Annotated in this window: 14 protein-coding genes (1 of these 14 cut by a window edge); 9 read left to right on the top strand and 5 right to left on the bottom strand. The window is 41.9% G+C overall.

Annotated elements, in window-relative coordinates:
- Window positions 1–30: 30 nt before the first annotated feature.
- Window positions 31–2,517: a penicillin-binding protein 1A gene (locus FHG67_RS02990; protein ID WP_016760893.1), complete on the bottom strand. Its 2,487-nt coding sequence runs from the start codon at window positions 2,515–2,517 to the stop codon at window positions 31–33.
- A gap of 6 nt (window positions 2,518–2,523) precedes the next feature.
- Window positions 2,524–3,600 (bottom strand): zinc dependent phospholipase C family protein, encoded by a 1,077-nt coding sequence (locus tag FHG67_RS02985; protein ID WP_002618417.1) that lies wholly within the window; start codon window positions 3,598–3,600, stop codon window positions 2,524–2,526.
- A 77-nt stretch (window positions 3,601–3,677) separates the two neighbouring features.
- Between FHG67_RS02985 and FHG67_RS02980 the strand changes: the two genes are divergently transcribed.
- The 3 genes from FHG67_RS02980 (at window position 3,678) to FHG67_RS02965 (ending at window position 7,596) form a co-directional block, all read left to right on the top strand.
- On the top strand, window positions 3,678–4,946 hold the full coding sequence (locus FHG67_RS02980; protein ID WP_061230748.1) for a diaminopimelate decarboxylase: 1,269 nt from the start codon (window positions 3,678–3,680) through the stop codon (window positions 4,944–4,946).
- Window positions 4,924–5,631 carry an IspD/TarI family cytidylyltransferase gene (locus FHG67_RS02975; protein WP_004501830.1) on the top strand — a complete coding sequence of 236 codons (708 nt, stop codon included), beginning with the start codon at window positions 4,924–4,926 and terminating at the stop codon, window positions 5,629–5,631. Before FHG67_RS02980 ends, FHG67_RS02975 begins: the two co-directional genes overlap by 23 nt.
- A 498-nt stretch (window positions 5,632–6,129) precedes the next feature.
- Window positions 6,130–7,596, top strand: a complete 1,467-nt coding sequence (locus tag FHG67_RS02965) for a potassium/proton antiporter (RefSeq protein WP_004500161.1) — start codon at window positions 6,130–6,132, stop codon at window positions 7,594–7,596.
- 36 nt (window positions 7,597–7,632) lie between these two features.
- Here the strand turns inward: FHG67_RS02965 and FHG67_RS02960 are convergent, their stop codons facing one another.
- On the bottom strand, window positions 7,633–8,061 hold the full coding sequence (locus FHG67_RS02960; RefSeq protein WP_004500192.1) for an SRPBCC family protein: 429 nt from the start codon (window positions 8,059–8,061) through the stop codon (window positions 7,633–7,635).
- A gap of 1,343 nt (window positions 8,062–9,404) precedes the next feature.
- Between FHG67_RS02960 and lfb1 the strand changes: the two genes are divergently transcribed.
- Window positions 9,405–9,779, top strand: coding sequence for an LIC10280 family protein (gene lfb1 / locus FHG67_RS02950; RefSeq protein WP_004496452.1), 375 nt, complete (start codon window positions 9,405–9,407; stop codon window positions 9,777–9,779).
- 105 nt (window positions 9,780–9,884) lie between these two features.
- Here lfb1 and FHG67_RS02945 read toward each other — a convergent pair whose 3' ends face one another.
- Window positions 9,885–10,109: a hypothetical protein gene (locus FHG67_RS02945; RefSeq protein ID WP_232426380.1), complete on the bottom strand. Its 225-nt coding sequence runs from the start codon at window positions 10,107–10,109 to the stop codon at window positions 9,885–9,887.
- 612 nt (window positions 10,110–10,721) lie between these two features.
- On the opposite strand from FHG67_RS02945, the gene FHG67_RS02940 reads away from it, so the two are divergent.
- Together FHG67_RS02940 and FHG67_RS02935 are read left to right on the top strand one after the other, a co-directional pair.
- Window positions 10,722–11,315, top strand: a complete 594-nt coding sequence (locus FHG67_RS02940) for a TetR/AcrR family transcriptional regulator (protein WP_004496478.1) — start codon at window positions 10,722–10,724, stop codon at window positions 11,313–11,315.
- Window positions 11,302–11,808 (top strand): PaaI family thioesterase, encoded by a 507-nt coding sequence (locus FHG67_RS02935; protein WP_002618443.1) that lies wholly within the window; start codon window positions 11,302–11,304, stop codon window positions 11,806–11,808. The genes FHG67_RS02940 and FHG67_RS02935 overlap by 14 nt, the downstream gene beginning before the upstream one ends.
- Before the next feature lie 39 nt (window positions 11,809–11,847).
- Here the strand turns inward: FHG67_RS02935 and FHG67_RS02930 are convergent, their stop codons facing one another.
- A complete protein-coding gene (locus FHG67_RS02930; RefSeq protein ID WP_020781961.1) occupies window positions 11,848–12,777 on the bottom strand; it encodes a cation diffusion facilitator family transporter in 930 nt (309 codons plus the stop codon).
- A 655-nt stretch (window positions 12,778–13,432) separates the two neighbouring features.
- Here FHG67_RS02930 and FHG67_RS02920 point away from each other — a divergent pair.
- The 3 genes in view from FHG67_RS02920 to FHG67_RS02910 are tightly spaced (at most 27 nt apart) and all read left to right on the top strand, a layout consistent with a single transcriptional unit that may run on beyond the window.
- Window positions 13,433–14,386: a hypothetical protein gene (locus FHG67_RS02920; RefSeq protein WP_002618389.1), complete on the top strand. Its 954-nt coding sequence runs from the start codon at window positions 13,433–13,435 to the stop codon at window positions 14,384–14,386.
- Window positions 14,371–14,805 (top strand): hypothetical protein, encoded by a 435-nt coding sequence (locus FHG67_RS02915; RefSeq protein WP_004500191.1) that lies wholly within the window; start codon window positions 14,371–14,373, stop codon window positions 14,803–14,805. Before FHG67_RS02920 ends, FHG67_RS02915 begins: the two co-directional genes overlap by 16 nt.
- A 27-nt stretch (window positions 14,806–14,832) precedes the next feature.
- A protein-coding gene (locus FHG67_RS02910) for a GMC oxidoreductase (protein WP_142499644.1) crosses the window boundary here: on the top strand, window positions 14,833–15,369 show its beginning. 1,188 nt of this gene lie beyond the right edge of the window; 537 of the gene's 1,725 nt are visible here — the first part of the coding sequence; it begins with the start codon at window positions 14,833–14,835; its stop codon lies off the right edge, out of view.

Below are 15,369 nucleotides of genomic sequence, written 5' to 3'. Positions count from 1 at the left end.
TCCCAAAACGACAAGTATTTTTGTTTGGAATTATCGAATCAAATCATCGTCACCCTGGAAAATATTAGTTTTCTGCTTCTTTTTCACTTGGGTTTGATGAGAAGGAGGCGGATCGGGTTCCGATATAAAACCAGCTCCGCGATGATCGTCACAAACTTCTTTGGGTACCGTTTCTTTGGTAAAATATTCCTCTTCGGTTTGATTGCAATGAGAACCGGGAAGTTTCCCGGAAATGGAACAGATTTGTTTTCGAACGATTCCCGTTTCCCCAAAGTGAAAGGGTTTCGATTTTTCCCGAGAAAGGGCATTCGACATAAACCGTCCCCAGATTGGAGCCGCAACCACACCTCCGGACATTCCTTTACCCATCGAAAGAGTTCCGGTATCATAACCGAGCCAAACCACACTTACCAATTCGGCGGAATAACCCGCAAACCAAGCATCTCGAAAGTTATTCGTCGTTCCGGTCTTTCCTGCGGCCGGACGATTGAGACCGTAAGAAGTGGCGCCTGTTCCGGTTCCTTTTTTGATTACGTCTTCCATCATCGACGTGAGAATAAAACAAATTTCAGGAGAAAGAATTTGTTTCCTTTCCTGTTTACTCGCTTCCTCTCTGAAATCCTTAATTACATTTCCGGAATCATCTTCGACATAAAGAACGCTCAACGGAAATACCTGTTTTCCTCCGGAAGCGATGACTGCATACGAGCGGGCCAACTCGTAGGGAGAAACTTCGAAAGTTCCCAAAGAGATGGAATAGTTTTTGGGAATGGATCTATTTTCAACCTGAAGAATTTTTTCCAGAACCGGCACGAGGTTGCTGATCCCAGTGTGATCCAAAACCCGAACCGCGACACTATTTCTGGAAAGTTCGAGCGCTTCGCGAAGTTTTATAAATCCAGAATATTCTCCCGTATAATTGGAAGGAGTCCATTCATCACCGTCTTCTAATACGTATTGGAGAGGGGAATCGGAAAAAAGAGACGCCGCAGTTATGTTCTTCTTTGGATCCGGATGCTGATTATAATATTCCATCGCGGCCGCGTATATCAAAGGTTTGAACGCCGAGCCGGGTTGGCGATAGGCTTGGAAAGCGCGAATCTGTTGATTATCCGATCGGAAACCGGAACCCCCCACCATCGACGTGATATGCCCCGTATCAGGGCGCATCGAAATCAAGGCGCCTTCGACGGGAAGCAAAAAGTCCTCGGTTTGTTGATTTCTATAACTCCAATCGATTGCTTCGCCCAAAAATTCGGTTCCGCTCAAAAGATTCAAAACGCCAAGCTCATCCCTCAGATCCTCCTGCCAAGTGCGATTAAACGTACGAACCGACTTCGAGATCTTAAACTTAAACTCAGGGATGTCGTTTAACATCGATAGTAGATCGTAGATTTCGCCGTAGGCGTCGTCGAACGCGTCGATCTTCGTGAACATCCTCTGATTGGATTGAGCGGTCTGATTTTTCAGTCCGGCATACAAAGCCTTCTCCGCTTGAGTTTGGTGTTGTATGTTCAAAGTGGAATAAATTTTGAGCCCCCCGCTGTACAAAGTAGTTATAGGAATGTAACGCGCCAAATTTTTACGGACGTATTCCGTGAAATAGGGGAAACGATTCAACCTATCGCCAAACGCGGAGTCGTTCGGAGAACGATTTAGAGTAATATAATATTCCGAAAATGTCTCGTATTCCCTCTCCGCGGTTTTGATGTCGAGAACTCCGTTTTCCACGAATTTCTTAAATACGACGCGAACCTTCGCGCTGGAAGAATTAGGATTGACCAAGGGGGAGAATTCCGTGGGTCTCGTGGTCAGACTCGCGAGTAATGCGGATTCCCCCCAAGTCAAATCCTTTACGTCCTTACGAAAATAAAACCGAGCCGCCGCTCCGACTCCGATCGTTCCGTGACCAAGAGGAATTTCGTTGAGATAAATCTCCATCAACGTGTCCTTATCAAAAACCGCTTCCAAAAAAAGCGCAAGCCAAGCCTCTCTGGCTTTTCGAAGGAAAGAGCGTTCCGTATTCAAGAATTTTAAACGAGCGACCTGCTGTGTAATTGTCGAGGCGCCTTCCTTGATTCTACCCGCTAAAAGATTGACCATAAAGGCACGGAAAATTCCGCGCAAATCGAGCCCCCAATGCGAATAAAAATGATTGTCCTCGGTGGAAACAAAACTACGAATGAGCTTGTTGAGTTTGCCGTCTTCTTCGAGAGGAAGTTCTTTGATGTTTAAAACGACGCGGGAAAAACGGTAAAATTCCGCGATGGGCTCGTACTCATTCTTATCGTTGATTCCATAAAGAACGGAAGGTTTTTCATACTGATTGGATCCGGGAACTTTCCATAGATCCTTGACGGAGAACACGAACAGAAATCCGTTGAGAAATAACAGGCCCGCACAGAGTTTAGCCAATTGTTTCAACGGATTTTCGGAATTTAGAATCCTTTGAAGAATCCTATCCCGAAAATGAATGACGAAAAAACGGAAAAAATAACTGACTGGTTCTTGTTTCATATTCGATTAAACTTCTTCCAACGGTGAAAATTCCTTCATACTGTCGACTCCTTGAAAACGAAGTCCCGTATCCAAATTATATCCTTGGTATTCCTTTAAGAACGCGGAGCGACTCATTTTATTCTCCAGATAATTCCACGCGTGCGTAAGCGCGTCCCTACCGTTTTGCGCCGAGCGGTTAATCAGTTCCACGAAAGAGTCGTTTCGCACGATGGAAGGGTCGGCCGGGTAATTCCACTTCTTTTTTTCCTCGTTCATGATTCGTTTGTCTATATGTTCCTTGAGAGGAAGCATCAGAACCGAGGATCTAACTTTATGAAACGTAATTTGGTCTAAAAACTTCAAAGTGCCCCGCATCCATCTGCTTCTGGAATCCAAAACCCTGTGGAATTCCAGATAACCGAGAAAGGATTCGTTTAACAAATCTCCGGGAATAATCTTGTCTTCCGAGCCTATATAACATTTTTTGAATTCTTCCAGAAAGGTCGCCTTAAGACCGCGAAGCCAAAAATGCCAGAGCATAGGATCCATCTTCCAGGTTTTTTTTTCGGATTTAAAGATCGCGTCGACGTGATGGACAAAGTCGTATTCCTTCGGAGTCATTCCCCATCTATAATCGAGAAGCCAGGAATCCAGAGCGTTCTCTACTCTCATATGATTGTACTGCGCGAGACTGCTGATCTTTTTGTCCTTGTTGTAAAAGTCTCCGGAGATGTAAAAAATATACGGATGAGTGACTATGTCCACAACACAGTGACAGATATAACCGAGAGTGAACGCGATATAACGATCTCTGTGAATCCCTATTTCCGTCTGCAGAATGAGATCTAAAAAACTTAAAACAAGTTCCGCAACGAAGTTATGATGACTCATGTCGCCCCAAATTGTGGCCTTTTTCGTCTTTTGAGGAGAAAGTACATGATAAAAATAAAATATATCCGGAGCAATGGCTCCGATGTTTGCGAACTTTCGGTTGGATTCGGCTCGCATTAGAAGTGCGATTTTTCTTTGATCCGCAGTTCCGTGATCCAGATGTTTACAAACCTGGGAAAGAACTTCTAAATGAGTGATTTTGCCAGCCATGACGGAAAATGCCTTTTAAAAAACGAAACCTTTTTGGAGCGTGTTCTTAAAACCATTTAGAATTGTCCGTTTTACTTATGCAACCAATAGAAAAATTAAAATTTTTAACCGAATTCCAAGTACGCTCGATTGCGCAGCAATTCGGGACTCCGATTTTTGTATATTCTCGGGAAGGGATCGAAAAAAGTTGCGACGCCGCACTTGCGTTTCCGAACGGCTACGGATTAACCGTTCGCTATGCCATGAAAGCCAATCCCAATCGAACGATCCTTGAGATTATAAAACGAAAGGGAATTCAAATTGATGCAAGCTCCGAATACGAAGTGTCGAGAGCGATCCATTACGGATTCAAACCGGAAGAGATCATGCTTACCTCTCAGGAACTTGCGAAGAACTTAAAAGAATTCGTGGAAAAGGGAGTGGTCTTCAACGCTTGTTCTCTGCGTCAATTGGAAGCCTTTGGAAATTTATTTCCGGGAAAAGAAGTCAGCGTTCGCTTTAACCCGGGGTTAGGCTCGGGGCAGACCAAAAAAACGGACGTGGGCGGGAAAACTTCTTCCTTCGGTGTTTGGCACGAGGAGCTGGACAAGGTAAAGGAAATCGCCTCAAAATACAAACTCAAAATTTTTAAGATTCACACTCATATCGGATCCGGAAGCGATCCGGAAGTTTGGAAAGCGGTCGCTCAAGTCTCTCTCGACATCGCGGCGCAATTTCCAGAGTGCAGAATCTTAAATCTAGGCGGCGGCTTTAAGGTCGGTAGAATGGAAGATGAAAAAACCACAGACTTTCAAAAAATCGGCAAACCCGTGGTTGAGCTCTTCCAGGAATTCGCGAAAAAACACGGAACTCCACTTCACTTAGAGATCGAGCCGGGTTCGTTTTTAATGGTGAATAACGGTTCGATCATCACCACAGTGGACGACGTAGTTTCCACGGGAGACGGAGGTTATACGTTCGTAAAGATTGACGCGGGAATGGACGTAAACACAAGACCTTCTCTCTACGCGGCAAGACATCCATTAGTCGTAGTTCCCAAAGCGGAAACACGCTCCGATAAAACCGCGAATTACGTATATGTGGGACATTGCTGCGAGAGCGGAGATTTATTCACGCAAGCCGAAGGCGGCGGGCCGGTCACAAGAATAACAGGAGAAGCTAAATTAGGAGATTATGTTGTAATGGAAGGGGCGGGCGCTTATTGTTCCTCCATGTCCGCAAAAAATTACAATTCTTTTCCCGAGACTGCCGAAGTTCTTGTGGACTTAGACGGAAGTTTTCAACTTATTCGAAAACGCCAAAACCTAGAACAAATTTTTCAGAATGAAGTCCTTATTTCTCTCTGAAAAAATTTACGTTCTGATTCTTGCCGGAGGAACCGGCACGAGAATGGGTTCGGAGATTCCAAAACAATTTTTGGAATTTTCCAACGAGCCCGTCCTGATTCACACGCTCAAAAAGTTCCAGAGCTGGAAAAAACAAAAACAAATCGTTTTAGTTTCTCATTCGGAATCCATTTCAAAAACGGAATCTATTTGCGGTCCTTTTTTAGAAAACCAGGATTGTATCGTAGAAGGCGGAGAGACAAGACACGGGTCCATGCTTCGGGGTTTATCCGCACTCACGATTCAAAACGAAGATATCTTATTGATTCACGACGCCGCTCGACCGTTCGTTCTTTTAAAGGAATTGGACTTGTTATGCGAAAGTATCCGTGAGAATGGAATTTCCACTCTTGCTTCTCGCACTTCCGAAACCGTATTAGAAGAATCGAATGGAAAGACCTCGTCCTTCTTGGATCGGGAGCATATTTGGTTTATGAAAACTCCGCAAGGAATCCGAGGGGATATTTTGAAAGAACTACTAACATTACCAACGGACACGATTCCTACCGACCTTTGCTCTTGGGCTTTAACGGCAGGGAAAAAATCTTCCATCGTAGAGTCACATCCCTTTAATCTTAAGATTACCCGTAAGGAAGATTTGGAACTTGCGGAACTCTATTCCTCTTTATTTCAAAAGATATCATAAAAGCAAATACCACTGAGATCAGTAGTAATTTCTTGTCCGGATATCAAACGACGATAATCTTTTTTGGGGACATAGCTGAAAAATTCTCTATACGGAATTAAGGGTCATGTTTGAAATAGATTCTGAATTTATCCTTGAACGAGACATAAAAATCGTGTTTATCATCCGATAGAAATTACGGGAGTTCCCGCAAAAATCGGGAAATCTTTATTTGTAAAAAGTATGGCCTTAGTGTTTGTTAGCAAAACCCTTTCTATCGTTTTTTCTTCACTCGGCGGGAACCTAACAATGACGCATTCCTTAAGGGATTGCAAATCGGTTCCCGGTATTGTGATCTAAAAAATTATGCCAAGGATCTTTCGAATCATTACGTAGATCAAAACAAACCTAAAAGAAACTTTTTCGGAGTGATTGCTTTTTAATGAAAAAGGAAGTGAAAATAAACCTATTTCTCGTATTAAGGCCAGACAAAATAAAAACTCACACTAACGGTATTGAATGGAATTCGAATTCAGCACTCTCGTCTTATCCGGGTTAATCATACTCAGCATCGGACTTTTAAGAATCTCCACCAAGTTCGGGGTCCCTTCGCTATTATTGTTCCTCGTCATCGGAATGGCGGCAGGTTCGGACGGCCTCGGGGGAATCGAGTTCGACAATCCCGTACTAGCAAAGCAAGTGGGCTCCATCGCATTAGCGTACATCCTATTTTCGGGAGGACTGGAAACCGAGTGGTTAAAGATCAAACCGGTTCTTTGGAAAGGAATTGTCCTCGGAAACTTAGGAGTATTGATTACCGGGGCCGTTATGGGATTGTTTTCCGTCTACGTTTTAGGTTTTTCGCCGATTATCGGATTTTTATTGGGAGCAGTCGTATCTTCAACGGATGCGGCGGCCGTTTTTAACGTACTGAGAACCAGAAATACGGGAATGAAAAAAGGATTAACCTCTTTGCTCGAACTCGAATCGGGAAGCAATGATCCGTTAGCCGTTCTTTTAACCGTGAGCATATTGAGCCTTTTGGGACCTCGCCCACCGCAAATCGGAGAATTGGCACTTCATATCTTTATGCAATTCTCCATTGGAACGGTAGCGGGAGCCATATTCGGATATGCGATCTACAAAGGATTAAACCGAATCAAGCTCGAATACGAAGGATTATATCCGGTTTTGATCTCCGCATCGGTTTTGTTTGTATATTCGGCGACGGAATTAATCCAAGGAAACCCGTTTCTCGCGGTTTATATCGCAGGACTCGTGTTGGGAAATCAATCTTTCGTTCACAAGCGAAGTAATCTCCGATTTTTAGACGGAATCGCATGGTTAATGCAAATCATCATGTTCTTAACGTTAGGTTTACTTGTTTATCCGAGTAGGATCCCTCCGCTTTTCGGAACGGGTATAATCTTTTCCCTTTTTCTTGTATTTGTCGCAAGGCCGATCGCGGTGTTTGTCTCTCTTTTCCGATCCGGCTATAATATTAGAGAAAAGTTATTGGTTTCTTGGATTGGGCTCAGAGGGGCGGCCCCGATTATACTCGCGACATTTCCGTTCGCTCAAGGCTTAGCGGGTTCGGACAAGATTTTTCATCTAGTGTTTTTTACGGTGCTCGTCTCTTTGCTCTTACAAGGGACCAGCGTTCCTCAAGTCGTTCGATGGCTCGGATTAGACGCCCCTTTGGAACAAAGAGCTTCCTATCCGTTCGAATTTGAAAATCGGGAACAAAGCGATTCAAATCTTTTGGAGTTTATCGTACCTTACGGATCGAATTCCGCCGGAAAATTCGTATATTCTTTGAATTTTCCCGAGAATTCGCTGATTACGTTGATCTATAGAGGAGACAGACATATTGTACCGACGGGAAAAACCACATTAGAAGAAGGTGATGTTCTTTTGATTTTAACACCGAAGGGAAGCGAGGACAAAATCCGAGACATCTTATCCCAAATGGAAACTACGACTTAACGCGTCTTGATTTTTAAAAGGATCGAACATTTCGGATCACTTTTCCAAAAGATCCTTCAATATTTTCAAAGCATGGTCCCAACCGCCGTCGGAATGTTCGTAGGAAGTTTGATTAGGAAAATTCTCCTGAGTTAAGGAAAGAGAAGTAAAAGTTTCTTCCGATTTCAATTCGAAAGTAATGATAGAATAATTTTCGGGGACGTTAGGAACACCTGAAAAACTGCTCCAATAGTTGTATCGAAATATTTTTTCCTTTTCTAGTTTGAGAATCGTCCCGTGATCTTTATATTCTTTCCCGTTCCAAATACCCGTAAAAAGGATCGAACTCCCTTCTTTCCAATCGGAAATTGTTTGAGTACCGTAAAGATAGAGTTTAATAACTTCCGGATCGATAAGTCCGTTCCAAACCTTCGCAATCGGAGCCTGAATGGAAATCTTTTTTTTGAGAATTAAATTTTGGTTCATTCTAAAACCTCTTTTGCTCTATTTTTGGATTCGCTCATGCTGTTTTATCCTTGTTTTTTATCAGATTAACAAGTCATTTACCCAATCCAGATTGATAACGCTCCGATCATACCCGAATTTCCTCAATTGGAAAAGCTTTTGTATTCTAAGAATAACGTGAATTCGGTGTAAAGAAAATGAGAAAGAATTTTCTAAAAGTAGGAGTCCCTACTTTTAGAATTTGTTCGTAAAATCGCGATTTGTTGTAGTTTTCACATTTTAAGAATAGATTTACAAAGTTCAAATTCCGACTAAATGAATCATGAATTTCTCACGCCGAACTCACGTTAAGAATACGACTCAAAACTTCGGAAAATGTGAAAGCCCACTTTAGAAAAACACAACAAGTTTTGAAGTGATAAAACACCTCCAAGTTCTCTCTCCGAAGCAAATCTTCTCAAAGATAGAAAAAAAGAAAGCTTAGAAGCATTCGCCAAAATTGGAATTCCGGGAATGTGCGCTTCGATCATTCCTCTTTGGATTACTACTCGAACGCACGAATAGAATACTATGACAAACTTATTTCGAAAATTAGAATATTGGAATATTCCTCTAAAAAGTCGGGATTCCCGATTTGACTTAATTTTTGAGAACCGCTGTACTTTTGCAAAACCGACCGCTTATTTTCGAGTATCATTTTCACGCGGCCGAGTAGTAAAGTTATTCGTATTCAAAGACACATGCGCTTCAATACGCTCATTTTTTAATATACGTATTCATTTCCTCGTTATAATTATAAAAACGATTTTAATCCAAATTTGGTTCGTATTCTGCTGAAAAGAGAAGAAGAAACGATAAAAAAATTTCTTTTGGGAATTTTTTTCGTTTCTATATAAGAGTTCAAACGCGCCCTATCTCACGACCCGTAGGAAGTAAGATTTGAGTTTAGGAAGCGTTCTGCTGGTTCCCGCAGCTTGGTCTTTCTGACAAAGCAGAAAACTCAAGTGCCGTCGCTCTCTAAGGATCGCTCGATAAAACTAGGCGTCTCGCTTCTATTGGCGCTCGACGAATTTGGGACGCGCTGTAAAACCAAACGAGTCAGTCATGGAACCGAATTAATACAGTTCATTCCAAATATAATTCCGATCCTTATGTTTTCGGTTTCGGATCATTGAATTTTTCAGAATTCATTTTTTCAATCCAATCATTCCGCAGAATAAAAAGCCGTTCAAACTCCTTTCGGTACGATTCGCCTACATTTTAATATAATAAATTTCCTATGGAATCTATTTGTTTTTAGAATTATGAATTGACTTTTTCGAATATACACTCAAAATTCTCCCACTCTTCAAGGAGAAACGCAAATGTTTCGAATCATTTCAAAATTGTTTCTAGTTCTTATGGTGTTCGGTTTTATTTCAACCGCATACGCGCAGACTAGTAGTCCAACCAATACCCCCTCTTCTTCCTCTATCAGCGGCAAGTATAAAGTTGCCGGAACGAATCCGAATGGCTCGGCTTATAGTGGAAGCGTTACGGTCACAGAATCGAACGGAGAATACCTCTTTACCTGGAACGTTGCCGGAAAGACTTTTACCGGAACCGGAACCCTGGAAGGATCCAAGCTAACCGTAAATTGGGGAGAATCGGAATCCGTTATTTACGAAGTAAAAAACGGCGGTAAACTTTTAGAAGGAACTTGGGCAAATGGAAGTGCGACCGAAACCTTAAGAAAATAAAAATATACGAATGTATTTAGTTGTGGAACGATCGGGGCTCCGATTGGTTCTACAACGATTTCAAATTCATTCTTTCAAAAACCTTCCGTTACTTCCGAGACTCGCTCATTCCTTGATGGATTTTTCGCCAAAACCCGGTTTCGATAATATTTTATCCTTACTGCCCAGAAGAGTATGATCGTAAAATTTTTCCGATTGAGAATTTAAATTCTCAAACGAAAACAAAAGATCGATTCGATATTCCGAAATCCGATTTGAGAGACATAAAAGAATTGAAAATTCGCTCAAAACCTTGTGAGAAATTCCACAATCCATTCGGTCAGTTCGCATTAAAATACAGGAGTTCCACAGATTAAGAAGGCTTTCGGGATAATAAGGATCAAAAACGTACATTTTCCAAGTGTTCCGACAAGAATGAGACTTTTTACTTGCAAAAAGTATGATTTTCTGATAGAGAAAAATCTCCCGAGTCTTTCCGCCTCCAAGCTCAATGATTTGCTCCCTACGGGTCGCTCATCACCCCACCCACCCAAAATCAGGGTGGGGTAAGTTTCACGGGGAATTTTGTCGGAATTCCGACAGATTTATCTTCGGATCCAAATACTTGTGGGGTTTGGTTATGCTACAAAATAGAATACCGCCAATTTGAGCACAAATCCAGCGTTTAGGCGTAGAATTTTGGGCACGTCTAATTATAGAGATGAGTAATAAGGACCAAGAACATTTATCGAATTGAAAAATCTGCCTATTATGCAGATCACTTTGTTCTCATTCTAAACCAAAGGAACATAAAATTCGGTGCCCAATGACTTTTTATCGTACGAAAGTTCATCGAAAACCATTCAAGATCAATTCCCGTGAAAATCGAAATAAGCTTTGTAGATTGTTTCTAAAATGAAATTTTAGATTGACCCACTTACCTATCGATAGGTAAGTGGGTTGATGAGATCCGGGGGAAGCACAAAGGAAAAAATCGTTACCATTGCCAAGGATTATTTTCAAAGTGTCGGCTTCCGATCGTTCAGCTTCCAAGATATAGCCAACGATTTAGGAATTAAAAAGGCGAGTATCCACTATTATTACCCTTCCAAAGAGGAATTGGGGCTTGAAATACTAGAAGCATACGATAAGGACTTCAAAAAATACATAGAAAACATAAGGGAAAGATCGCCCCGCGTTAGACTATTCGGACTTTTTAAACTTTATGTGAGTTACGCCGGTAAAAATGGAAATATTTGTCCGTTCGGCGTCGTGAGTACAGAGTACCATGCCCTTTCTCAAACGATCCGAGACAAAACCTTAATTCTTCAAGACCAACATCGCGATTTTTTAATACAAACTTTGTACGACGGGGTAAGGGACGGATCCTTCGCGCTTACTCTCAGTGTTCGCGATACAGCTGACTTATTCATCTCCGCAATCCAAGGGGCAATGCAAATTTCAAGAATCCGAAAGGATAAGGAATATTTTCCGAAAATGATTCAAAGTCTTAAATCGATGATACAAACGAAGGAGCATAAAAATGCAGGTTTCTGAATCCACTACAAAAGCATGGGAAGTGATGAACAACTTGTCCGATAAAATGGCCAAAGAGTATAATCTCAGTCTCGAACTTCCACCGAAATCCTTTAAGGAAATGAAGGCCGAATTCGTAGAATTCGAAGGAGCAAAAAGGATTGTAGTTCGGTTTCCTTACGATGATCGTTTTGCGAATCCGATGGGAATTTTTCAAGGAGGAATGCTTTGCACCGCGTTAGATAATACTTTCGGACCTCTTTCTTATCTTGCCGCTAAAAAACCCTGCGTTACCACAGATTTATCTACGCAGTTTTTTAGAACTTTCTTTCCAAAGGACGAATACATTTTGATCGAAGCGAAAGTAATTTCTAAATCGCTCGCCATGCTAACTATGCAGGCAGAAGTCAGAAATCCAAAAAACAAACTCATTGCGATCGCTACTTCGAGTGTTTTGATTTTACAAGAATCTATGCTCAAAAGAATGACAAGCAAACAGGAACAGGAAGAATAAATTCTTATCAAACGGGATTCATCGATGATTCCATTGCGGTCAGTTACAATCGACTTGTCCGCAATTTTCCCGTTCTTCTTCGGTTTCCAGAGTAACATGCGCGATTTTTAAACCCTTCAGAATTTCCCTCGCCTTATACTTGATAATTCTCTGATGATCGGAAGAAAGACCGTTTTTTAAAACGAGATGCGCAGTCAGGGCGTTTTCCGTAGTACTCAAAGACCAAATGTGAATATGATGAATATTTAATACGCCTTCTATGGATTTAAGCTCGCTTTCCACGATTTCCGATCGAATCGCATCCGGAGTGGAATCTAAACTCAATCGGAGACTTTGCCTAAAAAGCGGAATATTTCCGTACAGAATCACAAGTCCCACCAAAAGACCAACTATCGGGTCGATCCACAAAAATCCAAGCCATTGAATCAATAAACCGGAAACGATCACCCCCAAAGACACCAATCCGTCCGCGAGAAGATGCAGATACGCGCCTTTCATATTCACATCCTCGTCTTTACTTTTGCGAAATAAGAAGGATGAGGAGAAATTTACTAAAACCCCCACAAAAGCCACGGCAGCGACCATTCCTCCAGGAACAGGAGTTGGTCTGGATAATTTCTCAATCGATTCGTAAATGATAAAACCCACAGTACCGAAAATTAAAATAGAATTAAGAAGGCTGACTAGGATCGAAGATTTTTTCCAACCGTAAGTAAACCCCGGAGAAGGCCCTCTTTCTTGAAGTTTAATCGCAATCCAAGCGAGAAGCAAAGAACTCACATCCATCAAATTATGACCCGCATCCGAAAGCAAAGCAAGCGATCCGGACCAAAGACCGATTCCCGCCTCGATACCCGCATAAACGAGATTGAAAAACATCGCCATTACAAGACTTTTACCCACGCTTTCGGGATGATAGTCGTGGGGATCGTGAGAATGATTATGCGAGTGACGATGGTGATGCCCCATGAGCCCTTCCGGTATTTAAAATGATATCTTTCTCAAAATAGCGAAGCCATAAACCTGTAAACAGAAAAATACGCTCATTGCTGAAAATCGGTTCTTTTAAAAGAAAAATTCCCAGTTTTACGAATCGAGAACGAATCTCTTTCCATTAGACTTTTCTAAAATAATATGGAACTACAAAATGATCCGATTCGAACGACTTTTCAACGTTTTAAAGAATGCCGTATTTGTTCGAGATTTTCAATCGATCTTGCCGACCTGTTTTACGTTCTATCTTTGATAAGACAAGATGCTCCCCATGAAGGTATTCGCTGAGTTTTCCGGGGCGTTGGGGACAGAACCCGGAACGCGCCTCATGGGAAACGTTGTGCCTGAGTTGCCGGCCTGATCTTTCCGATAAAGCAGAAAACTCAAGCGCCGTCGCTCTAAGGATCGCTCCCGCAGGTTTTGAGACACGTTGTAGGTATATTTTCGAGTCTCAAGCGCAAAATTTGCGTTATTCCTTGCTTCCAACTTATTTCAAAAAATGCCGAGAAAGCCACCAGAAAGAGAAACAATTGTTGCAATTGTTGTTAAAAAAAGCATTCATTGTCGATCTATGTCTTGGAAGAAATTAGCCCAATACTTACTGATTCTCCTACTACCGTTATGTCACAGCGTGAATGCGTATCAGGAGGACGGGCATTTTTACACCGTTCAAACCGTTTTAAATAACTTTCAGACTTCTTCTCCGCTAACCAAAGACGAAATCGCTCTTATCGCTTTTTGTACTCAGCTTCCGGACGAGGTCCCCGAATTGGATGCGATTTCGGTATATCAAAAACTGGCGTTTCAATATCCTTTCGATTACATACTTTGGGTTCTTAACAGCCAAGGTTCACCGAAGATTCTGGGGAGAATGGCCGAGGTACAACAGTTGTTACACGGTTTAACCGGTGGAAATAGCGAACACCTTCGCAATGTAGCCGTCACAACCTTGGATCGATTACGTACAAAGCTTATTTCCAAAAAGGAAAGGCTCCCCGAAAGATTATGTGCGTTAGGTTTCGCTTTTCATTTGTTAGGAGATTCATTTGCGCATCGTAAATTGTTAAATCCTAAAAAAATGTATCCTACGGGAAGAGGACACGCTTCCGATATGACCTTACCCGATCACCCGGTTTACAACGATGATCGTGTTGCCGAGTGGGAAAATTATGCGAAAAATATTCCGAATTTATTTCGTTCCGATCTGAAGGAAGTCGTAATCAAGGAAGATTTTAGAAAGGCGAGAGAACTTACGGGAAATAACTATCCCTGGCATTGCATTTTGGGAACAAAATGCGAGGACAGACTCAGAAAAATCCTATTACATCGATTGAGAGAATCCGACTCTTTTCCAAAATACAATCCCATACAGAAAGAACGTTATCCGGCCTCCAACTGTCAAGAATACGTTCAAAAAGTAGTCGAACAAAAAGACATTCCATACATTCCGAATTGCGGTCAGTCTTGGAAAATTTACAAACAAGTTTCCCTGGAAGTTTGGAAAGACCTCGGTTATTTTCAAGACAAAAAATCCCGTAAACAAATCGAACTCTACGACGGAGACGACTTATGGCAGAATCCTTAAGCGAAGAACACCCGAGGAAAAAAAGAAAAAGAAAAGTTAAAAAGAAATCGATTTGGGGAGAAATCCTTATCGTATTCGCGGGTTTTCCGATTTTGATCACCTGGATTTTCTTTCGCACATTCATTTGTTGGGGTAATTTGAGTTATACCGGAGAGGTCTTTTGCACCATTTCCGGAGGAATCAATCCTCTGCTTTTGATTTTAACTTCGATTCTGATCGTATTGACTTTCGTGGATCTTCACAAATTGGGAGACGAACTTGAAGAACTGCCTAAATGGTCTTCGAAACGGATTTGTAAGGGATTTCGATCCTTGGAAAAATGGGATAAGTTCCATTTTTTGTTCTCGTTTGTTTCTTTTTTGGGAGCCCTGCTCATAGGTATCTATCTTTTAAATCGTTTTGAATTTAGTTTATTTTAATATACAAATATACTCTTTGGGGCTGTAATGAAAAAATACGAAGCGGTTGTGATTGGTACCGGATTCGGCGGGGCCGTAAACGGTTGCAGATTGAGCAAAAAATGGCCGGGCCGGGTTTTGATTCTGGAACGCGGAAAACGCTATCCCAAAGGTTCCTTTCCCCGTTCTCCTCACGACATGTCCCAAAATTTTTGGAACGTTCCCGAAGAGGATAGTTCCAAAGCCCGTCCAAAAAGACTTTCCAAATTGAACCAAACGGGTTTATTCGACATTCGAAATTACAAAAACATGGACGTCGTTATTTCTGCAGGACTCGGCGGTGGGTCTTTGATTTACGCGAATGTTTTCCTAGAACCGCCGGATCATATTTTCGACGAACGTTGGCCCGCGAACGTGAAAAAGAAAAGCCTAACTTCATATTATAAAATCGTAAAAGAAATTTTGGGCTCCAGGCCAATTCCGACGAACAACGATCCCCGAAGAAAAATCGTTCGAACCGAACTCTATCAAAGATTTGCAAAATCCGTAGGCCGAGAATCCAAACTTGCGGATATCAACGTATTT

It is taken from the genome of Leptospira weilii (assembly GCF_006874765.1).
Taxonomy (GTDB): domain Bacteria; phylum Spirochaetota; class Leptospiria; order Leptospirales; family Leptospiraceae; genus Leptospira; species Leptospira weilii.
This window is presented reverse-complemented; position numbering and strand designations above follow the sequence as displayed.